The organism is Marinobacter sp., assembly GCF_041690615.1.
Lineage (GTDB): Bacteria > Pseudomonadota > Gammaproteobacteria > Pseudomonadales > Oleiphilaceae > Marinobacter.
Genome location: NZ_JAWLGY010000001.1, coordinates 242,175 through 264,845, shown reverse-complemented (window position 1 = coordinate 264,845; position 22,671 = coordinate 242,175). Strand labels below are relative to the sequence as shown.

General features: G+C 60.6%; 19 protein-coding genes. 9 read left to right on the top strand and 10 right to left on the bottom strand.

Translation table 11 applies throughout. From position 1 onward, the window contains the following. Positions 1-186 precede the first annotated feature (186 nt). On the top strand, positions 187-504 hold the full coding sequence (locus ACESMZ_RS01160) for a DUF2061 domain-containing protein (RefSeq protein WP_372957423.1): 318 nt from the start codon (positions 187-189) through the stop codon (positions 502-504). 37 nt (positions 505-541) lie between these two features. On the opposite strand, the gene ACESMZ_RS01155 is transcribed toward ACESMZ_RS01160, so the two are convergent. Then, positions 542-1,984 (bottom strand): dihydrolipoyl dehydrogenase, encoded by a 1,443-nt coding sequence (locus ACESMZ_RS01155; RefSeq protein WP_372957422.1) that lies wholly within the window; start codon positions 1,982-1,984, stop codon positions 542-544. A 94-nt stretch (positions 1,985-2,078) separates the two neighbouring features. On the opposite strand from ACESMZ_RS01155, the gene ACESMZ_RS01150 reads away from it, so the two are divergent. After that, positions 2,079-2,774 carry a LysE family translocator gene (locus tag ACESMZ_RS01150; RefSeq protein WP_372972093.1) on the top strand — a complete coding sequence of 232 codons (696 nt, stop codon included), beginning with the start codon at positions 2,079-2,081 and terminating at the stop codon, positions 2,772-2,774. A 25-nt stretch (positions 2,775-2,799) separates the two neighbouring features. On the opposite strand, the gene ACESMZ_RS01145 is transcribed toward ACESMZ_RS01150, so the two are convergent. Next, positions 2,800-3,870 (bottom strand): 3-deoxy-7-phosphoheptulonate synthase, encoded by a 1,071-nt coding sequence (locus ACESMZ_RS01145; protein ID WP_372972092.1) that lies wholly within the window; start codon positions 3,868-3,870, stop codon positions 2,800-2,802. A 341-nt stretch (positions 3,871-4,211) separates the two neighbouring features. Between ACESMZ_RS01145 and ACESMZ_RS01140 the strand changes: the two genes are divergently transcribed. Then, entirely contained in the window at positions 4,212-4,997 is a 786-nt protein-coding gene (locus tag ACESMZ_RS01140; protein WP_372972091.1) for a secretin N-terminal domain-containing protein, read from the top strand. A gap of 14 nt (positions 4,998-5,011) precedes the next feature. On the opposite strand, the gene ACESMZ_RS01135 is transcribed toward ACESMZ_RS01140, so the two are convergent. The 5 genes from ACESMZ_RS01135 to ACESMZ_RS01115 all read right to left on the bottom strand — a co-directional run bounded on the left by ACESMZ_RS01135 (position 5,012) and on the right by ACESMZ_RS01115 (position 12,099). Then, positions 5,012-6,145 carry a glutathione S-transferase family protein gene (locus ACESMZ_RS01135; protein ID WP_372972090.1) on the bottom strand — a complete coding sequence of 378 codons (1,134 nt, stop codon included), beginning with the start codon at positions 6,143-6,145 and terminating at the stop codon, positions 5,012-5,014. Between the two features lie 116 nt (positions 6,146-6,261). Continuing rightward, positions 6,262-8,619: a glucose/quinate/shikimate family membrane-bound PQQ-dependent dehydrogenase gene (locus tag ACESMZ_RS01130; protein ID WP_372972089.1), complete on the bottom strand. Its 2,358-nt coding sequence runs from the start codon at positions 8,617-8,619 to the stop codon at positions 6,262-6,264. A 95-nt stretch (positions 8,620-8,714) separates the two neighbouring features. Beyond that, complete coding sequence (locus ACESMZ_RS01125) at positions 8,715-9,221, bottom strand: DnaJ domain-containing protein (RefSeq protein WP_372972088.1); 507 nt, start codon at positions 9,219-9,221, stop codon at positions 8,715-8,717. An 81-nt stretch (positions 9,222-9,302) separates the two neighbouring features. Continuing rightward, positions 9,303-10,310: an AraC family transcriptional regulator gene (locus ACESMZ_RS01120; RefSeq protein WP_372972087.1), complete on the bottom strand. Its 1,008-nt coding sequence runs from the start codon at positions 10,308-10,310 to the stop codon at positions 9,303-9,305. A 94-nt stretch (positions 10,311-10,404) separates the two neighbouring features. Next, positions 10,405-12,099 carry a putative bifunctional diguanylate cyclase/phosphodiesterase gene (locus ACESMZ_RS01115; RefSeq protein ID WP_372972086.1) on the bottom strand — a complete coding sequence of 565 codons (1,695 nt, stop codon included), beginning with the start codon at positions 12,097-12,099 and terminating at the stop codon, positions 10,405-10,407. A gap of 234 nt (positions 12,100-12,333) precedes the next feature. On the opposite strand from ACESMZ_RS01115, the gene ACESMZ_RS01110 reads away from it, so the two are divergent. The 3 genes from ACESMZ_RS01110 (at position 12,334) to ACESMZ_RS01100 (ending at position 15,851) form a co-directional block, all read left to right on the top strand. Beyond that, on the top strand, positions 12,334-12,648 hold the full coding sequence (locus ACESMZ_RS01110) for a DUF3301 domain-containing protein (protein WP_372956258.1): 315 nt from the start codon (positions 12,334-12,336) through the stop codon (positions 12,646-12,648). A 74-nt stretch (positions 12,649-12,722) separates the two neighbouring features. Next, positions 12,723-14,411, top strand: a complete 1,689-nt coding sequence (locus ACESMZ_RS01105) for an acetolactate synthase large subunit (protein ID WP_372972085.1) — start codon at positions 12,723-12,725, stop codon at positions 14,409-14,411. A gap of 144 nt (positions 14,412-14,555) precedes the next feature. Then, positions 14,556-15,851 carry a pyridoxal phosphate-dependent aminotransferase gene (locus tag ACESMZ_RS01100; protein ID WP_372972084.1) on the top strand — a complete coding sequence of 432 codons (1,296 nt, stop codon included), beginning with the start codon at positions 14,556-14,558 and terminating at the stop codon, positions 15,849-15,851. A 68-nt stretch (positions 15,852-15,919) separates the two neighbouring features. On the opposite strand, the gene ACESMZ_RS01095 is transcribed toward ACESMZ_RS01100, so the two are convergent. Together ACESMZ_RS01095 and ACESMZ_RS01090 are read right to left on the bottom strand one after the other, a co-directional pair. After that, entirely contained in the window at positions 15,920-16,270 is a 351-nt protein-coding gene (locus tag ACESMZ_RS01095) for a hypothetical protein (protein WP_372972083.1), read from the bottom strand. A 37-nt stretch (positions 16,271-16,307) separates the two neighbouring features. Continuing rightward, positions 16,308-17,234 (bottom strand): LysR family transcriptional regulator, encoded by a 927-nt coding sequence (locus ACESMZ_RS01090; RefSeq protein WP_372972082.1) that lies wholly within the window; start codon positions 17,232-17,234, stop codon positions 16,308-16,310. A 141-nt stretch (positions 17,235-17,375) separates the two neighbouring features. On the opposite strand from ACESMZ_RS01090, the gene ACESMZ_RS01085 reads away from it, so the two are divergent. Genes ACESMZ_RS01085 through ACESMZ_RS01075 form a run of 3 tightly spaced genes read left to right on the top strand, consistent with a single transcriptional unit; the run spans position 17,376 to position 20,971 of the window. After that, on the top strand, positions 17,376-18,932 hold the full coding sequence (locus tag ACESMZ_RS01085) for a DHA2 family efflux MFS transporter permease subunit (RefSeq protein ID WP_372956253.1): 1,557 nt from the start codon (positions 17,376-17,378) through the stop codon (positions 18,930-18,932). Positions 18,933-18,958: 26 nt separating this feature from the next. Next, the gene (locus ACESMZ_RS01080; RefSeq protein WP_372972081.1) at positions 18,959-20,122 is read left to right on the top strand and encodes an HlyD family secretion protein; all 1,164 of its coding nucleotides are present in this window, start codon (positions 18,959-18,961) and stop codon (positions 20,120-20,122) included. Positions 20,123-20,176: 54 nt separating this feature from the next. Beyond that, positions 20,177-20,971, top strand: a complete 795-nt coding sequence (locus tag ACESMZ_RS01075) for an inositol monophosphatase family protein (protein ID WP_372956251.1) — start codon at positions 20,177-20,179, stop codon at positions 20,969-20,971. A 242-nt stretch (positions 20,972-21,213) separates the two neighbouring features. On the opposite strand, the gene ACESMZ_RS01070 is transcribed toward ACESMZ_RS01075, so the two are convergent. Further along, positions 21,214-22,341, bottom strand: coding sequence for a zinc-binding dehydrogenase (locus tag ACESMZ_RS01070; protein ID WP_372956250.1), 1,128 nt, complete (start codon positions 22,339-22,341; stop codon positions 21,214-21,216). Between the last annotated feature and the right edge of the window lie 330 nt (positions 22,342-22,671).

Here is a 22,671-nt window from a genome sequence, read left to right as displayed (position 1 = left end):
TAAATGCTTTACCGGTGATGCCATAAACCTGGCCTCACAATCATCCTGACTTCCAGGCCTGAAAGCCGGTCTCATCAGCCACTGTCGATACACTGTGGCTATGGTTTCAAGAGAGGTAATTTACTTAACAATATTTCTCACTTGCGTTTCAATGAGCCTAACGCCACCGGGATTCTGGAGTTGACCATGAGTGCCCTGAAACTGTTTGTTCACAAACACCACAAAGAGGGTGATGATTCGCTGCTCAAGACAGTGACCTTTGCGATAACTCACTTTACCGTGGCTTTTACCGTGGCATACCTGCTCACCGGAGATATTCTGATCGGTAGCCTCATCGCCATGGTCGAACCGGCCATCAACACCGTGGCCTATTTTTTCCACGAAAAACTGTGGGCTCGCCGGCAGCAGCGCCGGCAGGCTACAGCCGGCCTGTTGGCGACTACCGCTCGGCAGGCGAATACCAGTCCGATAAAGGGTGCCACCAGTTTCCGACCGGTGGGTTGATCAGGCGCAATCCGCACCCTCAAAAGCCCGGTGACGGTCAACCACCGGGCCCGCAATCGAGACAGTGACTGTCTTCTCTCGGGCCAAGGCTGAGCTGGTGACTCAAGTCACGCAACGCCGTACGTAGCCCTTCTTCGATCACAGGGTGGTAGTAAGGCATATCCAGCATCTGGGAGACTGTCAGTCTCTGCTGCGCAGCCCAGGCCAGCAGGTGGCCGATATGCTCCGCCGCCGGCCCGAACATCTCGGCGCCCATGAACAGCCCGCTACCGTGCTCACCGTAGACCCGCAAAAGTCCCCGGTTCTTGCCAATCACGCGGCTTCGCCCCTGGCCCTCGAAGGAAACGGAACCCACCGCAAAACAGCCCCGGCAGTCTTCGTTCACCTGCTGGATGGTCTTGCCCACCGTGGCGATCTGCGGATCGGTAAACACCACTGACAGAGGCACGCGGCGTAACCCGGCCCGCACCTCCGGATACTGCCCTGCGTTGTTACCCGCGATCCGCCCTTCATCCGCCGCCTCGTGCAGCAACGGCAGTGCGGCGTTGACGTCACCGGCGATAAAGATATGGCTGCCACCACAGCGCATGGTGTAGGCATCAAACACCGGAGTTCCCCGGTCATCCAGCTCCAGGTCTGTATTCTGTATATCCAGGCCGTCAATGTTCGGCTTGCGCCCGGTTGCAGCCAGAACATAGTCGAACGTTTCAGTCACTTCACCACCGTGTGGGTCGACAAAGGTGATGGCGACCCCATCGTCCGTGCGCTCGATGGTTCGGGTGTCCGCATCCGGGTCCAGGGGAAACTCGTCATTGAAGATTCCGAGGGCACACTGACGGATTTCCTCGTCCTGAATGGGGCCCACTGCGCCACCGACTCCGAACATTCGTACCCTGACGCCCAGCCGACTGAGCGCCTGCCCCAGCTCCAGTCCGATAACACCGGGCCCGAACACTGCCACGGATTGCGGCAGGTCTTCCCACTCAAACAGGTCGTCGTTGACCACCAGACGATCTCCTGCCGCTTTCAGGAAACCCGGAATATTAGGTCGCGAGCCGGTGGCTATGACCACCCGGTCTGCCTCGATCTCCAGATCATCACCTACCTTCAACCGGTGGGGGGAGAGGAACCTGGCGTGGCCCCGCACCCGGTGATCTTCCGGAAGGTTTTCCACCGCGTCCAGCACGAAGCCGACAAAGCGGTCCCGTTCGTCCCGGACCCGTTTCATCACGGCGGCGCCATCCACGGTCACATCACCGGTGCGAATGCCGAAGAGGTCCCCATGACGGGCATGGTGAGCTGCGTCGGCAGCCGCAATCAGCAGCTTGCTGGGCATGCACCCTACCCTGGCACAGGTGGTGCCATAGTGAGATGCCTCGATCATCACCAGGTTATCTGTGTGTTTGCGGGCGGCCCGGTAGGCCCCCATGCCGGCGGTACCGGCGCCAAGAATCGCAACATCCACCTTGCGCTTGTCCACAGGTGCCCTCCTTTTTCAGAAATGAACGGTTATAAGGTTAGACGGTTCATGGGTCCGGTGCCTCCCCCACTGGTCAGGCCCCGGATTTCTTTCTATGCTGCTCACCTCGCTGCTTTTCAAACAAGGGGACCCCACCGTGACCACGCTTTGGGCCGAATTCGCCACCGTTGCCCTGGTGCACCTGCTGGCCGTTGCCAGCCCGGGACCAGACTTCGCCGTCATGCTGCGCCAGGCCCTGACCCAGAGCCGGCGCAATGCCCTGCTGAGCGCAGTGGGTATCGGGCTGGGCATACTGGTGCACGTAACCTACTCGCTGTTGGGTATCGGGCTGCTGATCCAGCAATCCCTTGTTTTATTTACGTTGCTGAAGGTGATCGGTGCACTGTACCTGACATGGATTGCCATCCAGTGTCTCAGGTCAAGGGCGGGAGGCGTTCATGTAGAGACACAGGGAGTGAGTGCCCAGTCAGGCCCGGGGGCGTTTCGCCTTGGCTTCCTGACCAACGCCCTCAACCCGAAGGCAACCCTGTTCTTCGTGTCTCTGTTCTCGGTGGTGATCAGTCCCGCGACGCCGGTGGGCGTCCAGGTGGGATACGGGCTTTATATGGCAGTGATGACGGGCGCCTGGTTCGCCGGCGTTGCCCTGTTTTTCACCCTGCCCCAGGTCCGGCGGGTGTTCAACCGGTTTGGTTACTGGCTCGACCGGCTCATGGGCGGGGTACTCCTGCTACTGGCCGGGCGACTGCTTTTCTCGACCCTGTCCGGTGACCATTCCCAGCCATCTGAGTAAGCCCCACCGGGCAACCCGGCAGCGCTCAGAGTGAGCGCAGCAGGGTTTCAGTTTCAGCCCAGCCCAGGCAGGGGTCAGTGATGGAAAGGCCGTAGGTCAGTTCTTCGCTGTCGTCCTGACGACCGTGTTCCAGGAAGCTTTCAATCATCAGCCCGCGTATGGAGCGATTTCCGGCAAGACGCTGGGCCAGCACTTCCCGTGCAATGTCCGGCTGCCGTTCAGGCCGTTTGCAGGCATTGTCGTGGCTGCAGTCCACCATGATAGCGCTGCTGACGCCGGCGGCCTCAAGGGCCTGGACGGCGGCGTTGATACTGTCCGTGTCATAGTTGGTGATGCCCCGTCCGCCGCGCAGCACCAGGTGCGTATCCGGATTGCCCACCGTGATGATCATGGCCGGCTGACCCTCGGCACTGAAACCCAGCCGGTGATGGCCGTGGGCCGCTGATTTCATGGCATTGATGGCCACGCCGACTGAGCCGTCGGTACCATTCTTGAACCCTGTGGGCATGGGCAGGCCACTGACCAGCTCCCGGTGGATCTGGGATTCGGTGGTGCGGGCACCGATGGCGGTCCAGCTGACCAGGTCATCCAGGTAGTCCATGGCCAGGGGGCTCAGGGCCTCGGTGGCCAGGGGCAGACCCAGGTGTGCCAGGTTCACCATCAGACGACGGGATCGGACCAGCCCCTCGCCCAGGTTGCCTTCACCGGTACGTTCCGGGTCGTACAGCAGCCCTTTCCAGCCGACGGTAGTGCGGGGTTTTTCCAGGTAGGCCCGCATGACAATGAGCATGCGGTCACTGACCTCATCCGCCAGCGCGGCCAGCTTCTCGCCGTACTCCAGGGCAGCCACCTCGTCGTGGATCGAACAGGGACCAACCACCACCAGCAGGCGATCGTCATCACCATTGAGAATGTTGCGGATCTGCTGCCGGTGCTGGGCAATCTGCGCGGTCAGGTAGGCCGGTGCCGCAATATCGGACCGCAGGTTCGCGGGCGTGGGCAGGGCGGTGGCGGCGGGCCGTGACGGCTCCGGGTCAGAGATAGTGTCCACGGGTTGGGCCTCCTGAGTGGTCCGGACATCCAGCGGCATATTCATTTTTCAAAATCCTTCTGTTTTCTGCCTGATGAAACGAAAAAGCCCCGGCTGGGAGGCTACCAGTCGGGGCTTTTTCTTGTCCGGTGGCAGCCTGGGGGTGGTGCCGGGCTGCCTTTTCCTGAATCTTTCTTGCGTGTACTACAGGCGGCCTCGGCTCTGGCTAAAATAAAAGCCATAACCAAAAAACCACCAGAAATACACGGTAGCACCCGCCGCCGCGTTTGCGAGGCGTGTCATAACATGACATTGACAGGGTGCGTTAGTCGTCTTCATGCTTTTCAATATACTCTTGGACTTTCCCGGTTTGCAACCGCCACCGCCAAATTTCTGCGGAGTGTTCGATGTCGCCTGTGTCTGGTCGCCTGCTTATCACTGCCCTGCTTGCCCTGTGCCTGCTGCCAACCCTGGTCCTTGGCGCGCCCGGCAACCGTACTTTCACCCTCGAGAACCGGTCAGCACAAGAGGTGGCGGACCAGCTGCGGGCCCTGTACCCCGAGAGCGAGGTTTCCATGGCGGCCCAGGGCAACCGGCTGGTGACCCGGGGCGAGCCCGCGGTGCTCGATGAGATCAGCCAGTTGATTGAAACCATGGACGTCGCCCCGGTCCAGCTGCGCATTACGGTTCGCAGCAGTGACCAGAGCATGGGCAAGCGCCAGGGCGGCGGAGTGAGCAGTGGGCATGGCAATGTAGTCACCATTGGAGGCCAGAGCCGCACGACCACCACCCAGGCCACCCAGCAACGGCATATCGTGGTGCAGGATGGTCAGTCCGCCCATATCAGTGGCGGCCAGGTGCGCACACTGCCGGTGGCCATTCGCGGGGGCCGTAACCCGGCAGCTATCTACCAGCAGGTGGACATTCGCAGCGGCTTTATCGTCACACCCCAGCGCATCTCAGACCAGCAGATCGAGCTCAGTATTACCGCGTTCGAGAACACGCCGGATTCCGGCATGGCAGGTTACGAAACCGATGCGGTGGTGACCCAGCGCCGGGTTGCACCCGGGGAGTGGGTTGAAGTGGGGGGCACAGAGGAAAGCCGGACCGGAGACCAGTCCGGCATTACCTATCAGGTTGGCGGCGAGCGCCGGAATAACCAGAGCTTCACTGTGAAGGTGGATATTCTCTGAACTGACCGTCCTGGTCAGCCGCGCTGCCATACCTCGATCTGGTTGCGCCGGTCCACCGTATACCCCCGGTCACCAGGCAAGGCGCCGGCGAGGCCCCGGGCGGCCAGGGCTTCCCGCACCCGCGCCTGGTCCTGCGCAGGGCTCCCCGCCAGCATGTCATCCGCTTTCCGCAATACATACAGCAGATAGGGCTGCACACCGGCCTGCACTGGCACCCCCCTGAACGCTGTTTCCACTGCGCCAACATAGCGCTGATGGGGCTTCGGGGACACCGGCTGGCCGTCTTCCGGCTGGTGCTCGGCAATAAAACCGTCCATAAAGGCCAGCTTGTCCGTCAGCATGGGGAAAATCTCATCCGCAATCTGCTGCAACAAGGGTTCGAGGGTTTCCGGAACGGCGTCGCCGGACAGGAAGTCATCCCCGTAATCCGGGAATTCCGGTGTGTCCAGGCCCGGCGCTGTCATTCGCTCTACCCAGCGGAAGACCTTCGGTGCCCGGGTTTTCATGAGGTTGGCCGGCACCGGGTCACGGCCCAGGTGAGCAAACATGGGGCCGATCAGGCCATAGTCGGCGATGGAGGGCCGACCACCGAACAGGTAGGGGTGCACGGCGAAGTGGGTATTCAGGGTGTCCAGAAGCTGTTCGAAGGAGGCTTCAATCTCCGGAATCGTGTGATCGGTAACACCCAGTTGCGGCAGGTAGGAATTCATCCGTGACATGATCCTGTCGGCCATTTCGGGGCCAATACCGGCCGCGAACTGATCCCGGAGAAACCCCTCCTGCTGCTCCCGATAGGTCCACCGGTAGTGCATGGCGTGGGGCAGCATGGCCTGGGTGCCATAGTACGCGATAATGACACCCAGTACGCGTTGCAACAGGCCTTGAGGATAGGCGGCATAGCGCACACCCTGCTTCTCGAAATGATCGATGATATCCAGGCTGTCCTGGACGATCTCCCCGTCCGTTGTTTCCAGCACCGGAATGATACTGCGCTGGATCGCCGGCATGATGCGACCGGTAAAGTCCGGGTGGGAAGTGGGAAGCTCCACGTATGGAATTCCCTGGGTTCTCAGGTAGCAGCGGGCAATACCGGTATAGAGCGAATGGGGAACGCCGTAAAGGCGGTGGACAGAAGCCTCGTGTGGCATGGTTGGGTTTCCTCCCTGGTCTTGTTCTGGCTGGCACGAAACCCCACATCATACCGGATTCCGTAGCCGAGCCAGAACAGGCGTCGCCGGGGCTCGTTCCCATTGCCTGTATCAGCTCACTCGCTATCGGGATCTCCCAGCTTCCAGGCCACCACATAGTCCCCCAGGGTGGTGCCGATGGAACCGTGACCGCCGGCCACCTGCACCACCATCTGTTCCCCGTTGCTGTTCAGGTAGGTCATTGGCGTGGCCTGTCCGCCGGCCGGCAGCCGTGCCCGCCACAGCTGCTCCCCGGTGGCCAGGTCATACGCCCGGATATAGTCATCCACCGTAGCCGCCAGGAAGACCACTCCGCCCTCTGTGATCACGGGTCCGCCAATACCGGGCACCCCCAGCCTCAGGGGCACCGGGATGGAGCCCATGTCTTCGACCGTACCATTCTTGCGCTTCCAGACCACCTCACCGGTGCGCAGATCCGCACCCGCCACATACCCCCAGGGTGGCTGCTGGCAGGGAATATCCAGCGGCGACATCAGGGGTTTCAGTTCCACCGAGTATGGCGCGCCTGCGTTGCTGTTCAGGCCCTGCTCACCCTGGTTGACCGGGCCGTCCGGATCACTCCCCTCCTCGTTGGGGACCAGGCGAGAGATGAAGGCCATATACAAGGGCATACCGAACATCACCTGACGCTTCGGGTCTACCGCGATACTGCCCCAGTTGAAGACACCGAAATTGCCCGGGTAGACGATGGTGCCCTGCTCACTGGGCGGCGTATAGCGCCCTTCGTACTTCAGTGACCTGAACCGGATACGGCAGGCCAGCTGGTCCAGCGGTGTGGCCCCCCACATATCCGCCTCTCTCAGCGGGTCGGGATTGAAATTCAGGCCGGAGACCGGCTGTGTGGGCGCGGTGTAGTCACCCTCTATGGCCCCTTCCGGCGCCGGCACCTCCTCCACCGGGATGATCGGCTCGCCGGTTTCCCGGTTAAGTACATACACGTCCCCCTGCTTGGTGGGCACAACCAGCGCAGGCTGACGGCCCCGGTCCGTATCCAGGTCCAGCAGACTGGGTTGGGCCGGGGTGTCCATATCCCACAGGTCATGGTGGACAAACTGCTGTACCCAGGCCACCTGCCCGGTATCCAGTTCAAGGGCAACCACCGAGCTGGCAAAGCGCTCCTCATTCTCGGTACGGTACATACCCAGCTGATCCGGCGTGCGGTTACCCATGGGGAAATAGATCAGCCCCAGTTCCTCATCGGCGCTGGCTACCGCCCAACTATTGGGAGAACTGGTGGAGTAGACCTCGTCTTCCGCGATGGGATCGGTCTGATCCGGATGGGCCGGGTCCCAGTTCCAGCGCAGTGCACCGGTACGGGCATCGTAGGCCCGGATAACGCCGGAGGGAGAGTTGATGTCGTAGTTGTCGTTCACCGAGCCCGCGACGACAACCAGTCCGTTCGCCACCACCGGCGGTGACGTGGAATAGTAGAAACCGGACTGGGTGTAGGGCATGTTGTGCATCAGGTCCAGCTCACCCTGCTCCGCAAAGCCCTCACAGGGGGCGCCGGTTTCCGGATCCAGGGCCAGCAGGCGCGCATCCGCAGTGGGCAGGTAGAGGTGAGCGTCGCAACTGACCGGTGACTGGTCCTCGGCAGGGCCGCCGATACTCTGCACCTCCGGAGCGCTCTCGACACCACCCTCCGGCGCCAGCCAGGACACACCACGGCAGGTCTGATGCTGCCGCTGGCTGTTGGGACCAATACCAGCCTTGTATACCCACTGCTCCTCACCGGTGTCCGCATCCAGGGCCACCAGCCAGTTGTGGGGCGTACACAGGTAAAGGGTGTTGCCGATCTTCAGGGGGGTCGCTTCGTAAGTGGTTTCACCGGTATCGTCCGGCTGCTTGGTGTCACCGGTCTGGTAACGCCACGCTTCCTTAAGCTGGCCAACGTTATCAGGGGTGATCTGCCCGAGGGGCGAATACCGCTGGCCCAGATTGGTCCGCCCCCAGGCGAGCCAGTCTGCGTCGGGGCTATCCCCCAGGCCCGGCTGTTCGTTCACCACCTGCTCGCCCAGGCCGCCTTCGACGGTATGGGGGTCATTCAGCAGACTGCCAAGAAGCACCAGGCCACCCAGGGCCCATACACCGCCGAAAGTGATTGCGGCCCCAAGATGCCGCTTTGACGACGGGATCAGTAGGGGTATGGCCAGCAGCAGGAACCAGCCATTGCGGGTCGCCAGTGGCCACCAGTCATAGCCCGACTCCCAAAAACTCCACAGCAGCGTAGCGACCAGAAAGATGGCATAGAGCCCCTGGGCCGCCACCCGCCGCACCGGCAGCAGGCCGCCGACGGTTATCAGTACAAGACCCGCCACCAGATAATAGAAAGAGCCACCCAGTGTCAGCAGCCAGACGCCCCCCACCAGCAAGGCGAGGCCCAGCAAGACAAAAATTACGGAAAACACCACCATGACGACCATCCCTGATTCCGAGCCTTTCATCTAAACCTAGCCAAGGCTCGGCAGGGTCGCCACCGACGGGAAAACCATGAAGGGAACGTAATGGATCAGACGCCGCGCTTGCCCAGCAGTACAAACTTGGCTTCGTTGACCTTGGCAGCGAGATAGTCATTGCCGCCACGGTCCGGGTGCAGCTTCTGCATAAGCCGGCGGTGGGCAGTCACAATTTCTTCACGGCTACAGCCAGGCGTCACATTGAGAATCTCGCAGGCCTCCTGCACTGACATCTGGCTGGCGGTCGCCGTTGAGCGCTGATGCCCGCCCGTGTCTTCGCCCGGATTACCAGCACCCTCACGATCGCCGAAAATTCGCTGGGCATGGGGCATGAATTTCAGTAAGGCGGGGAGCTTGCGTAGCAACGGAAGCATGGCTGCCACCGCCGCCGTCAGCACGTGAACCCGGCCGGTGAGCACCATGAACACCAGCAGAGCACCAGCGACGCCCAGGACCACTTTCCAGGTGGCAGCTTTTTTCTGTTTCGGGTCCAGCGCGCCCCACTGTTTCAGGAGGTAAAACAGCAACACCGCCAGACCCAGCCCGAGTATCCATTGCATCTTGCATGCACTCCAAAAAAATCTCCCCTGATTTTACACGTGCTGATCTGCCGGGAAATGACAGTCTGTCACGAACCGCCTTCAACCGGCTTCGAGACACATCATCAGGGGACTTTCTGAGCAGCCGGCTGGCTGTATGTCAGCCGCTCTGGCGCGGGCCTGGTTTCGCCATTCGAGGGTCTGGCGCGGATACTCACCAAAATGTCTCCGGTACAGAGCGGAAAATCGCCCGAGGTGAGAAAAACCTTCACTGAGTGCATGCCATGAAACGGTCGGCGCGTCACACTGACAGTCGAGCAGCGCCCTTCGTACTCGTACCAACCGACGGGAGACAAAGAACTGGTAAGGGCTCATGCCGGTGTGCTTTCTCATCAGATAGTACAGGTTTCGCGTACTCACCCCCGCCAGCGCCGAAATCCGGTCGGCATTGAAGTCCCGCTCAGCATCGGAGGCAATCAGCTCGACCATTCGGATAACCCGTCGGTCAACGGCCGGCATGGGAGAGAGGTGCAGCGGGCTCACCTCCGGCGCCTGGCAAAGGTATTGCCGGAGCACTTCCCCAAGGCGATCCGTTTCAGCCAGAGCATGTTGATGGCTGCGGAAGAAATGCGCGCGCCGCAGATAGCAGAGCATGTGACTGACCAGATCCGGGCTCAGGACCGACGCCTCGTCGCTGCATGGCCCATTGCCACACTGACTCAACCTCGCGAGAACCAGTTGAAGGTCCTGGCTTCCACTGATTGTCGCACTGGCATGGGGGGGCAAAAAGAACCCATCGCCGGCACCGGCATCGATTTGGACGTTACCGCAATTCAGGGAAACACGCCCTCTCAGCACGATAATAGTGGCAGGATCCGCAGTATTGGTTCCGTATAGCGTTGCTTCCGCTCCGGCCCCGATAACGGCAACCCCGACAGCCGGACTCGTCAACCAGGAAAGCGTGCCACTAAATCCCTGAGGACGGGTGCACAGGGTCAGATCTGGTCCGCCAGTGAAATGGGCCAGCCCTGCAAGCCATTCCGGCGGCGCGGCATTGACGAGACGCAGGTAATGTTCCAGACCCAGATACTGAAGATTGCCCGCGACCAAAATAACCCCCTTGTTATCAGGGGCTTTATAAACCTTTCAGGAATAACTTAATAGCCAATTCCTGCAAACCTGGAACGGCGCCACTTTTCTGCCGTTATCGCTGCTGATTTAGTGTCAAAAGATCCGAGCTCCATGGCTGCGGACGGGCAAGGAAGTACCCCTGGCCCCGCTTACAGGCCAGCGCCAGCAAAGCATTTTTCTGCTGCAGAGTCTCTATGCCTTCGGCTATCGCCTCAAGGCCAAAAACATCTGCAAGCGCCAGGATGGCGGAGATAACCCGATCCCGGTCCTCAACGGGCAGGGTATCTTCCAGGCATGAGACGAAGTGCCGGTCGATCTTGATGGTCTGGACTGGCAGAGAATGCAGATAGGCCAGCGACGAATAGCCGGTACCGAAATCATCAATTGCGATCCTTACCCCCTCATCCCGCAGGCTTCTCAGGCGTTCAAAGGCCTCTTCGGAAAGGTTCATCAGGTGAGTCTCAGTAATCTCCAGCTCGGGCTCCCAGCCCAACCGCCTGATCTGCTCGAAAAGCGGAGTAAGCAGACCATCCAGCCTCGCATCGGTAATTTGCCTGGCGGAGACGTTAATGGCAAAACGGAGCCCGGGCTCAGGCGGTTTTTCCAGCGACCAGAGGTCACGGAGGATGCACCTGACAAGGTGCTCGGTGAGCTGGTGAATCATGCCCCTGGATTCCGCCATGGCAACGAAACGGGCCGGCGAGACCGGTCCAAACTCCGGGTGCGTCCAGCGGATCAGCGCTTCCAGCCCGTCCACCCGCCCGGTAGCCAGATCGAACTGTGGCTGATATACAACGCTGAATTCCCGGGGAGCGGTTTTCAGCGAGGTCACCAACGCCTTCATCAGTCGCTGGCCCTCGTCCTGATCATTCAGCAACTCCGCCTGGTAGTGACAGAACCGCCCACGCCCTTCCTGCTTGGCAAGGTACATCGCCTTGTCGGCTTTCTGCAGCAGGTCCAGCGCCGACGCACCATCCACAGGGCAGAGAACGCCGCCTACCGAGACCGAGATGAAATGCTCGTTGCCGCCGGCAAGAAAGGGCGCACGAAAGGCATTGAGCAGACGAATGGCCAGTTGCCGGATCTGAGGTTCTTGCGGCACCCCCGGTGCCAGCTCGACAATCGCAGCAAATTCGTCTCCCGAAAGTCGGGCAACCACATCATCTTTCCTCACCACGCCCTGGATACAGAGGGAAACCTGCCGTAACAGCTCATCCCCCACAGAATGGCCGAACAGATCGTTGATATCCTTGAAATAATCCAGGTCAAGAAAGAGCAGGCCAAATGGGTCGTCGTGATCACGGCTACGGGAGACCCTCATCTCCAGCAGTTCAAGGAAAAGCGTGCGGTTGGGAAGCTCGGTCAGTGCGTCGTAATAAGCCATGGACGCCAGTCGTTCCTCAAACGAGGTGAGAGCACCAATATCCATGAACATGCCAGCATAAAACGTTTGATCCGGTTGACCGACCCGGTGAATCATCAACCACTGAGGGTAGGTTTCACCATTCTTGCGCCGGTTCCAGATTACCCCTTCCCAACGGCCATCCTCGGCGAGTGAGGCCCACATATCCCGATAGAATGCCGGGCCGTGGAACCCTGCGCTAAGCACCGCAGGCTTTTCACCGATTACTTCGGCTTCCCGGTAACCAGTAATACTCTCGAACATCCGGTTGACGTATATAATTCTGGGTTCATCCGTCGCCAGCATCATTGCCCGGGGATGACTTTCCACCAGGGCCCTGAAGTGGTCTTCTGCCGGGAGATCCATTACTTCAGTCCTTTTCCGATCAATACACCTCTGTTGCACTTATCATAAGTCAAGCTCAGGAATCCCTTATCCGGATACTGCAAATATGTCGCCTAATGGTGCGGCAAAGCCATTACTTGCCACACTCCGATGTCCGCAATACCAGCTGCAGCACTCTCGGCGCCCGGGGAACACTCGTATTGACGAAGGTTTCTGTGTAGCCTTGAGCCAGCTGATAAGACCGGAATTGCCCTCGTGACACTATCTACCCTGACCTGGTTATTCGCGGCCGGTTTTGCCATCTGGTACTGGTGGCGTGCCAAGGCTATAAAAGATTATGTGCTGGCTACGGCCCGCGACTACTGCAGGCGCATGGACGTTCTTTTACTGGACGACGCAGTCTATCTTCGCGGCCTGTGGTTCAAGCGGGACCGTCAGGGTCGACTGAGGGTATGGCGGCGGTTTATGTTTGACTTCACCACCACCGGCGAGGAACGCTATCTGGGCCGGGTCATCATGCTGGGGCAGCAAGTGGAGCATATTGAACTGGAGGCCCACCGGTTCCAGTAATTGACCCGGCGCCTGAGACGGTTTGCCACAAACCCCGACACCGAATTTTCCGGAACCAAGGCGAGGCTGAACCCATGACCGATGAATCCCGTACTGACGGCGCACTGACCGGCGCCCAGTTGTTTGTGAAGGCCCTGGAGAACGAGGGCGTACGCTACATTTTCGGGGTTCCGGGGGAAGAGAATCTGGACCTGCTGGAAGCCCTGCGGGAGTCCTCCATTGAACTGGTACTGAACCGCCATGAACAGGCAGCCGGCTTTATGGCTGCCACCTACGGCCGTCTGACAGGCCGGGTGGGCGTATGCCTCTCCACCCTGGGCCCTGGCGCTACCAACCTGGTTACGGCTGCCGCCTACGCCCAGCTCGGCGCCATGCCGATGATGATGATTTCCGGCCAGAAGCCCATCAAGTCCTCCAAGCAGGGGTTGTTCCAGATCCTGGACGTGGTGGACCTGATGCGGCCCCTGACCAAGTACACCCGCCAGATCAGCAACGCCAATACCATTCCCGCCAAACTGCGGGAAGCCTTCCGGCTGGCGGCGGAAGAGCGGCCCGGTGCCGTCCACCTGGAACTGCCGGAAGACATCGCCGCTGAGCTGGCCGCACCGGATACCCACATCTTCGACCCCAGTGATGCCCGTCGCCCCACCGCCAGCGAGAAGAGTCTGCAGAAGGCGGCGGACATGATCCGCGCTGCCCGGCACCCGCTGATCATGATTGGTGCCGGCGCCAACCGTAAGCGGGTGTCCCAGGCCCTGATTCACCTGGTCAACACCACCGACATCCCCTTCTTTACCACCCAGATGGGCAAGGGTGTGGTGGACGAGCGCCATCCCCGCTACCTGGGCAATGCGGCCCTCTCCGCCGGGGACTTTATTCACTGCGCCATTGACCATGCGGACCTGGTGATCAACGTGGGGCACGACGTGGTGGAGAAACCTCCTTTCTTCATGCACCCCGGTGGCAAGCAGGTTATCCACGTCAATTTCAGCGGCGCGGATGTGGACCCGGTGTATTTCCCCCAGCACGAGGTGGTCGGTGACATTGCCAATTCGGTGGAATGGCTCGCGGACAACTGCGGTCGTTGCGCCAGCCATGACTTCGCCGAGTTTCTCCGGGTGAAGGAAGCCCTGGAGGCCCACCTGGAAGATCGCTGCGAAGATGACGGCTACCCCGTGATCCCCCAGCGCATCGTGCATGACGTCCGCAAGGTGATGCCGGAAGACGGCATCATCGCCCTGGACAACGGCATGTACAAACTGTGGTTCGCCCGTAACTACAAGGCCTACGACAACAACACGGTGCTGCTGGACAACGCCCTGGCCTCCATGGGCGCCGGCCTTCCCAGTGCGATGATGGCGGCCATGCTGTATCCGCACCAGCGGGTGATGGCTATCTGTGGCGATGGCGGCTTCATGATGAACAGCCAGGAGCTTGAATCCGCCGTGCGCCTGAAGCTGAACCTGGTGATCCTCATCATCAACGACAACGCCTACGGCATGATCAAGTGGAAGCAGGCCCAGGAGGGCTTTACCAACTTTGGCCTGGATTACGGCAACCCGGATTTTGTGCGTTACGCAGAGTCCTATGGCGCTACTGGTCACCACGTCGCTGAGACCGCACAGCTGGAACCGACCCTGGAAAAGGCCATGAAGGCCGGCGGCGTGCACCTGGTGGATGTGCCGGTGGACTACAGCGAGAACGACCGGGTTTTCAACCGGCAGCTGGCGGAACTGACCCGCGACCTGAACACCAATTGCTGATCCCTCTCTACTGTTCGGCCAGTGCCGCTGGCCCGGGCTGCCCTGGGCTTCGGCAATCCCCTACCGGAACTTCCCTCACACATCATCGGGTTCTGCCTATACTGCGGGTGTTACGCACGCTCAAACCACGGTAAAGACAGGCCCATGGAAATCCAGAACGAACACCGTTACGCCATCAATCTTAACGTCCGCGGCATCCAGCCTTCGGCCACCCTGCGCATCAACGAACTGAGCAACCAGCTACGGGCCGAGGGCCGGGATATCATCAAGCTTGGCCTGGGGCAGTCGCCCTTCCCGGTGCCAGCACGAGTGGTAGAGGCCCTGAGAGAGCACGCCCATGAAAAGGACTATCTGCCAGTCAAGGGTCTGAAGGGACTGCGGGAAGCCATCGCCGGCTACATTAACCGGGCGGAACGCCAGCGCTGCAGCTGGGAAGACGTGCTGATCGGCCCAGGTTCCAAGGAACTGCTGTTCATCCTGCAGCTGGCCTACTACGGCGACCTGCTGATTCCCCGCCCCAGCTGGGTGTCCTACGCGCCGCAAGCCCGCATCATCGGTCGGTCGGTACACTGGTTGCCGACCCACGCCGAAAACAACTGGCAGCTGACTGCTGACGAACTGGATATTATCTGCCGCGATGACCCCAGCCGGCCACGTATTCTGATCCTCAACTATCCGTCCAACCCCACCGGTTGCACCTACAGTGACGATCAGCTGCTGGCCATTGCCAATGTGGCCCGCAAGTACCGGATTATTCTGCTGTCCGACGAGATCTACGGTGAGGTTCAATTCGACGGCAGGCACAAGTCCATTGCCCGCTACTATCCGGAAGGCACCATCATCAGCACAGGCATGAGTAAATGGCTGGGTGCCGGTGGCTGGCGCCTGGGGGCGTTTATCTTTCCGCCGGAACTGCGCCCCCTGCAGGACGCCATGGCGATTATTGCCAGCGAAACGTTTACGTCTACCAGCGCGCCAATCCAGTACGCCGGCATTACCGCCTTCAATGGCGGCGAAGACATCGACGACTACCTGAAGCACTCCCGCCGGGTACTGAAAGCCATTGGTGAGTACGTGCATCGCCGGCTGACGGATATGCAGGTGGATGTACGCAAACCGGAAGGGGCCTTCTATCTGTTCCCGGATTTCACGGCCTACAAGGACGCCCTGGCCAGGCAAGACATCAAGACCAGTGCGGCCTTCTGCAAACGACTGCTGGAAGATACGGGCGTGGCCATGCTGCCGGCCAGCGATTTCGGTTTTGTACCGGATCAGATGAGCGCGCGTCTGGCGTTTGTGGACTTCGACGGGACCAAGGCGCTGGAACTGGCGGCGGGGGAGTTTGCCGACCAGGAGCTGGGGGACGCGTTTGTCACTTCGGCCAGTCCCAAGATGGTGACGGCCATGAACAGGATGGAAGGCTGGTTGAAGGCCCTTTAACCGGGCGACCTTCAACAGCGGAAATGACCGGGCCCTGGTAGCGGATGCTACAGGGCCCATTCAGCAACTCATGACGCGTTGCTGTCAGCTTTTTTGTCTGCCTTGGTGTCGGCAGTTTCAGACGCCTGTTTTTGCTGCTCTGCCTTGGCGGCTTTTTCCTGCAGCTGCTGTTCAAGCACTTCTTCCATCCAGTACTGCTGGGCACTGGCGCTGGCCGCACCCATGACACCGGCAACGGCGATGGTAGCGATGGCAACAGTTTTCTTCAGGTTTGCATTGATACCGAACATAAATAAATCCTCGAATACAGTTGGTTTGAACACCTCTGAGATCATTGCCCGTGGGGCTTCGCTGATCTCGATGGGTGCAGTATCCGGGAGTTGGTCAACACAAAAAAATTGTTTAACGGTATCTGACACATCATTTAAAATGATGCATTGAGTAAACCTGAACGGGTTACGGCTCCATCTCTTTCACCAGGTCCTGCCACCGCTCACGAATCAGGTATTCCACCAGCGAACGCATCCAGATAAGCCCCGGCTCCCGGTCGTGGCGGGCGTGCCAGATCAGGTACAGGCTGATCGGGTCCACCTCGATGGGCAGGCGGGTCAGCCATAATCCCTTGCGCAATTGCTCATCCTGCATCATGCCGTCCGGCAGCGCGGTGATCAGATCGGATGTCTGCAGCAAGGCCGGAATGGCGGGAAAGTGGTTTACTGTCACCGCCACCCGACGGCTCAGCCCCATGCGATCCAACGCCGAGTCCACCGGCCCGTGGGTGTCCCCGGACAGGGATATAAGCAGGTGCCGGGCATCCAGGAACTCTTCCAGGGTAATGGGCCGCCCCGCCAGGGGGTGGTCTTCCCGCATGGCAAGTACATAGCCGCTGTCCGCCAGCCAGGTACTGCGCAGACTGTGATCATGCTCCGTCAGCATCCCTATGGCCAGGTCCACATGGGCTTCCCGCAACTGCATGTGGGCGCCGCCGAGGGTATAGGGCACCGCATGCAGGTCAATACCGGGGGCATCCTGCTCCAGCTTGCTCACCAGCGGTGGCCACAACAGGTCCAGCATCATGTCCGCCAGGGCGATGCGAAACTTGCGCCGGGAGGTGGCCGGATCAAACCCTGTCGTCGTGACTGCCCGTGACAGCTCATGCATGGGGCCCCGCACCTGGTCCCACAGGCTGAGCGCGTAAGAGGTGGGCTCGATCTGCCGCCCCTTCTTGACGAACACCGGGTCCTTCCAGGCATGGCGCATGCGGGAGACCGCATTGGAGACTGCCGGCTGGGTCATGTTCAGCCGCTCCGCCGCCCGGGTAATGGACCCTTCCGTCATGATGGCATCAAAGACGTACAGCAGCGTCAGTTCCTGGTTTTTCAAGCACCTGCCCCTGTTCAGCTCAATCGTCAGCTTGCTAAATCGTCGGAACCGACGAAGGCAGCAGACATCCCCGCCCATAACCTGTGTTCTGGGGCCGTGCCCCTGCAGGATCCGCCAGTTCCATGTTCATCCGGAAGTCACATGTCGCAAGTGGAGATGATGTTCCAGCGTTACGGGCCCAAATACAAGTGGCTCGTCACCCTCACCATGCTGCTCGGCCTGGTGGCGCTGGGCATGTCCATTACCATCGTCAACGTGGCCACCCCCTATATCAAGGGCTCCCTGGGTCTGAGTGACGTGCAGGTGCAGTGGATCTCCACCGGCTTCCTGGCGGCCACCACGGTTGCCCTGCTCATTGCACCCTGGCTGGTCAGGTCCTTCGGCCAGCGGGCAACCTTTGTCGGGCTGCTGGCGACGTTTGTGGTCGCCTCCATCATTGGCGGACTCGCCACCAGTATGGCGGCCATTGTGGCAGCCCGGGTGATACAGGGGGCCATGACAGGCCTGATCCGCCCCCTGGCACTGGAGGCCATGTTCTCCGTGTTCCCGGCCAATGAGCGGGGCATGGCCACCGCCATCTACGGCATGTGCCTGGGGCTACCGCTCACCCTGGCCACGGTCATCGGCGGCTGGCTGGTGGAAACCTTCACCTGGCGATATGTGTTCTTTGTGACGCCCCCCATGTGCATCGCCGCAATGGTCATGGGTTATCTGTTCCTGCCCTCCCGCGAGGAGAGCGGCCCCCGCTCGCCCTTCGACTGGACCGGCGCCATCAGTCTTTTCGTCTGTATCTTTGCCCTGCTGGCTGCACTTTCCAACGGCCAGCGCTGGGGCTGGGACAGCAACGCCGTACTGGGCCTGTTCGCCCTTTCCCTGGTTCTGGGCGCGGGATTCGTCTGGTGGGAACGGCAGGTAAAACAGCCACTGCTGGACCTGGGCATTTTCCGCCACCGGGCCTTCCTGGCTGGCTGCCTGGCCATCTTCGTCTTCGGCGGCGCCTTCTACGCCATCATGTATCTGCTGCCGCTGTTCTCCCAGACTATCCTCCACTACCGGCCGGTGACAGCGGGGCTGCTGTTCCTGCCGTCCACCCTGGTGCTGGCCCTGCTGGTGCCGGTGATCGGCAAACTGAGCGACCGCTACCCGGCCCATTATATGACCCTGCCGGGACTGGCCTTTGCCATCTTTGCCGTGTACCTGTTTTCCCGGGCCGACGCCTACACCTCCTTCGGCTACCTGGCCCTGGCCCTGACCCTGATGAGTGCGGGCATGGCGTCGTTCCCGCCCCCTACCCTGTCCAGGGCCATTGGCTCACTACCGGTCCACCTCACCGGCTATGGCTCCGGTGTCATCAACTTCACCCTTCAGATGGGCGGTGCCTTCGGTACGGCTGCACTGGTACTGATGATGGACCGCCGCATCAGCTGGCACGGCGAGCACATCAGCGGCACACTGACCCCGGGCAATGACGTGGCCATGGCCACCGTCGGCCAATGGCAGCAGTGGCTTGCCGGGCTTGGGGTGCCGGAAGCCTGGCAGCAGACGGCGGCCCTGCAGAAACTCGGCGCCACCGAACAGTTCTGGGCCACCGTTATGGCCTACCAGGACGGTTTCTGGCTGGTGATGGTCTCACTCACATTTGTCGTCATCCCCGCCTGGCTGCTCAGCCGGTGGTCAAGGACGCCACAACACGCTTAAGACAGATACAGACTTCGGACAACTTCATGGCTAATGACAACAATAATGACAACACGAAACAGGCCGGGCCCGCCCCGGGGCCCTGGAAGATGGGACGCCTCCTGCTGCTGGTATTGCTGATCATCGCCGGCATTGCCTGGGTTGGCCAGTGGCTCTGGTACCGCCACACCCATGTGGTGGAAGACTACGCCAGCGTCACCACCGACCTGGTAACGGTGTCGTCAAGGCTTCCAGGCCGGCTGGAATCCTTCAGCCTGGAGAACGGCGACCCGTTGGAGCAAGGTCAGACAGTGGCGCGCCTTTACAGCCAGCCGGAAGAACTGGAGCTGGCCCAGCGCCGGGCACGAGTCGCCCGCATGGAGGCACGTCTGGCATTTGAGCAACAACAGATCCAGCAGTCACAAAAACAACTTACCGGCGGTATCGCCAACGCCCGGCAACAGCTGAAAACCGCCGAGGCGGACCTGAAAGTCGCCGAAGTCACCCTGGAAGATGCCGAACAGACCTGGCAGCGGGCGGAACCGCTGTACCAGTCCGGCTCCCTGTCAAAGCAGCAACGGGACCGCAACTACTACGACCTGATGACGGCCCGGGCCCGGGTGGAGACCGCACGCCAGCAGGTTGCCCTGAGGCAGTCGGAGCTGGACAACGCGGACATGGGCCTGTTCACCGGCAGCCCGATGACCCTGCCCACACCGGAATTGCTCGAGGCCCAGAATGCCATTACCCGGGAAGAACTTGAGGAAGCCCGGGCGGATGTGCGCAAGCAGGAGGCGCTGCTCGCCGACATGACGGTGACCAGCCCCGCCAGCGGCGTGGTGGCGCGTACCTTTGTGGAGAACGGCGAGTACCTGTCCGCCGGCCAGCCCATACTGATGATGTACCAACCGGACAACGTGTGGATCGAAGCCCGGGTCAAGGAAACCGATGTCCGCAAACTGGCGGTCGGTCAGGAGGTAAAGATCCGGGTCGACGCCTGGCCCGACCGGAACTATTCCGGCCGCATAGAGGTCATCGGCCGGTCTGCCACCAGCCAGTTTGCCCTGATCCCCAGCTCCAACCCGTCCGGCAACTTCACCAAGATCACCCAGCGCATTCCGGTGCGCATCTCGGTGGAGGAAGGTGACCGCAACCTGCTCAGTCCCGGCATGATGGTGGTGGTCTCCATCGCTTCCAGTAAGGCAGATTGATTCCCGGGGTGCTTCCTGTAATGGTATCGACAACAACCACTGCACGGAGCCCCTATGTCTGACATCGCTGACTTTGCCGAACGCATCGCCCGGGAAGCGGGTGAACTGATCCGCCGGGAGCGGGAGCAGAACACCCTTCGCACCGACTACAAGCACCAGACCGAACTGGTCACCCACGCGGATGTCATGGCAGACGAGTTCATCACCAACGCCATCCGCCAGGCCTTCCCGGACCACCGCATTCTCTCTGAAGAAACCATGCCGGACCTGTCCCAGGCGGAGGAGCTGGAAACGCCCCTGTGGATCGTCGACCCCATCGACGGCACCGTGAACTACGCCTACGGCCACCCCCAGGTCGCCGTCTCCATCGCCTGGGCCGAGAAAGGCCGGGTACAGGCAGGCGTGGTGCACGCGCCCTTCTCGGACGAAACCTTCCGCGCCGAAAAAGGCAAAGGCGCCACCCTCAACGGCCAGCCCATCCAGCACAGCGGCGCCACCGACCTGCGCCAGTCCCTGTTTGCCACCGGCTTCCCCTACACCAAGGACAACCTGGAACCCCTGGTACGCCGCCTGAACGTGATGATCCACCACTGCCGCGACCTGCGCCGCATCGGCTCCGCCGCCCTGGACATCTGCTGGGTCGCCTGCGGCCGGCTCGACGCTTACTACGAAACCGTCAGCCCCTGGGACTTTGCGGCTGCCAAGCTCATTGCCCGGGAAGCCGGAGCCAGGGCTGGGCATTTCAGCGAAGTGCCAGAAGGGTATCCGGAGGATCTTTGGGGGCGGGATAATCTGATAACAGCGCCGGAGATCTATGACGGGATTCGGGCGTTGTTGGCCGGGGCTTGAGGAAGCTTTGGCAGTCAGTTAAGGCAGATGCTAGTCAATTGGATAACCAGTCACTGCACCGGTTGCCAATTCCGCTCCGCTCCATTGCCACCCGTGAGCTCAACGTTGAGGCTGTAGAAAAAGTCCCGAAAATCCCACTCCGGGTTTGATAGCGTTAAGACATCGCAGGCCATCAAGGACCCGGCGCTGGAGCCATGCTGGCTTCAGCGCCCAATGATGGCCTTGCGGCCAGACGCTGAACCTCAGCTCTGTGGTTTGATCAGGAACTTCTCTCCGGTCGCCATCTTGCCGTAAACCGAGATCGCGTCCAGTTGCAGCGCACCGGCCAGGGATACGTCGTGGGTGTAGTGGCTGGCGAACGTGGTTTTGATCTCGGCGGCCACGCGCTTGCGCATGGCGATATTGGTCTCCTTACCCAGCTTTCCTAACGCATTGAACAATAGAAAGCCGTTCACACCCCAGGCAAAACCAAAGCTGCGGTTCAGTGTGATGGGGCCGCGATCAAGGCCGCCGTAGATATAAACCTGTTTGTAGATGTCCGACCCATACACGCTGTAGTCAGTCATGTTGCGCGAGACGGCAGCTTCCATGCAGGTGAGAATATCGCTGGCCAGGCGACCGCCACCGATAGGGTCAAAGGCGATGGTAGCACCGGTGTCGATGAGTGCCTGGGTCAGGTCTGCCATAAAGCTGTCGCTACTGGAGTTGACCACGTATTTGGCACCCTGGTCACGCAGCAGTGCTTCCTGTTCCGGCTTGCGGACGATATTGACCAGGTCGATACCGTCGGCGATGCAGATGCGGTTGAGCATTTGTCCAAGGTTAGAGGCGGCGGCAGCGTGAACAATCGCCTTGTGCCCCTCAGCTCGCATGGTCTCTACCATGGCCAATGCTGTCAGCGGATTAACGAAGCTTGAAGCGCCTTCTACTGCAGTGGTACCCGGCTCCAGTTCCAGACAGCTTTGAACATTCACACAGACGTATTTGCGGTAGCTACCACCGCCAATGAACGCAACGGTTTTGCCCATCAGGTTTTGCGCAGCGGCCGACGAGCCCGCGGCGACAACGGTACCGGCACCTTCGTTGCCCACGGGTATAGCCTTGCCAACCCGCTTTTTAACGGCACCCATGAACCTGGCCGGGACATCGGCACGGATGACCGGCCGATCGGCACTACCGGACTGGCTGGCCGTCGTCATATCAGCCACGCTGAACATCACGCCCAGGTCAGAGGGGTTGATAGGGGCGGCTTCGATGCGGATAACGACCTGATTTTCGCCCGGCTGCGGGATTTCGGCGTCGCGCAAGGCCAGTTCCAGTTTGTTGTCTTCGCTAATGGTGGAAACAAGTTCGATGTTGTTATCTGACACTTTTCTCTCCTGAAAAAGTTGCGTGGTCTGGTACTTCGCTGACTGGTATTACCCGTAAAATGCGGAGCAAGCCTTTCGCGCCTGCGTGATCCGGATCGCCGGACTGTCTGATCGTCGTGATCAATGGGGTTAGAGTAACTGAGTTATTCGATCAGTTCCCCTAAGGAACTGCAGACCATCATACGGGGAGGCATGACGACACGCATAGCCAGAAGACGAAACGCCTGGTAGTCGTGCCGGTTGTCGCCGATCACTTCTCCCCGGGGTCGAAACCGGTTCCCGTGCCCCGGAATCCGGCGTACCGTGCTGTTGACGGACGTTAATCCTTAT

Excerpts from the sequence above, each read along its gene's own strand:
- ACESMZ_RS01160 (WP_372957423.1), top strand. The coding sequence starts at position 187 with ATGAGTGCCCTGAAACTGTTTGTTCACAAACACCACAAAGAGGGTGAT.
- ACESMZ_RS01150 (WP_372972093.1), top strand. The coding sequence starts at position 2,079 with ATGCTGCTCACCTCGCTGCTTTTCAAACAAGGGGACCCCACCGTGACC.
- ACESMZ_RS01145 (WP_372972092.1), bottom strand. The coding sequence starts at position 3,870 with ATGAATATGCCGCTGGATGTCCGGACCACTCAGGAGGCCCAACCCGTG.
- ACESMZ_RS01140 (WP_372972091.1), top strand. The coding sequence starts at position 4,212 with ATGTCGCCTGTGTCTGGTCGCCTGCTTATCACTGCCCTGCTTGCCCTG.
- ACESMZ_RS01135 (WP_372972090.1), bottom strand. The coding sequence starts at position 6,145 with ATGCCACACGAGGCTTCTGTCCACCGCCTTTACGGCGTTCCCCATTCG.
- ACESMZ_RS01130 (WP_372972089.1), bottom strand. The coding sequence starts at position 8,619 with ATGGTGGTGTTTTCCGTAATTTTTGTCTTGCTGGGCCTCGCCTTGCTG.
- ACESMZ_RS01125 (WP_372972088.1), bottom strand. The coding sequence starts at position 9,221 with ATGCAATGGATACTCGGGCTGGGTCTGGCGGTGTTGCTGTTTTACCTC.
- ACESMZ_RS01115 (WP_372972086.1), bottom strand. The coding sequence starts at position 12,099 with ATGGATCTCCCGGCAGAAGACCACTTCAGGGCCCTGGTGGAAAGTCAT.
- ACESMZ_RS01105 (WP_372972085.1), top strand. The coding sequence starts at position 12,723 with ATGACCGATGAATCCCGTACTGACGGCGCACTGACCGGCGCCCAGTTG.
- ACESMZ_RS01100 (WP_372972084.1), top strand. The coding sequence starts at position 14,556 with ATGGAAATCCAGAACGAACACCGTTACGCCATCAATCTTAACGTCCGC.
- ACESMZ_RS01085 (WP_372956253.1), top strand. The coding sequence starts at position 17,376 with ATGTCGCAAGTGGAGATGATGTTCCAGCGTTACGGGCCCAAATACAAG.
- ACESMZ_RS01080 (WP_372972081.1), top strand. The coding sequence starts at position 18,959 with ATGGCTAATGACAACAATAATGACAACACGAAACAGGCCGGGCCCGCC.
- ACESMZ_RS01075 (WP_372956251.1), top strand. The coding sequence starts at position 20,177 with ATGTCTGACATCGCTGACTTTGCCGAACGCATCGCCCGGGAAGCGGGT.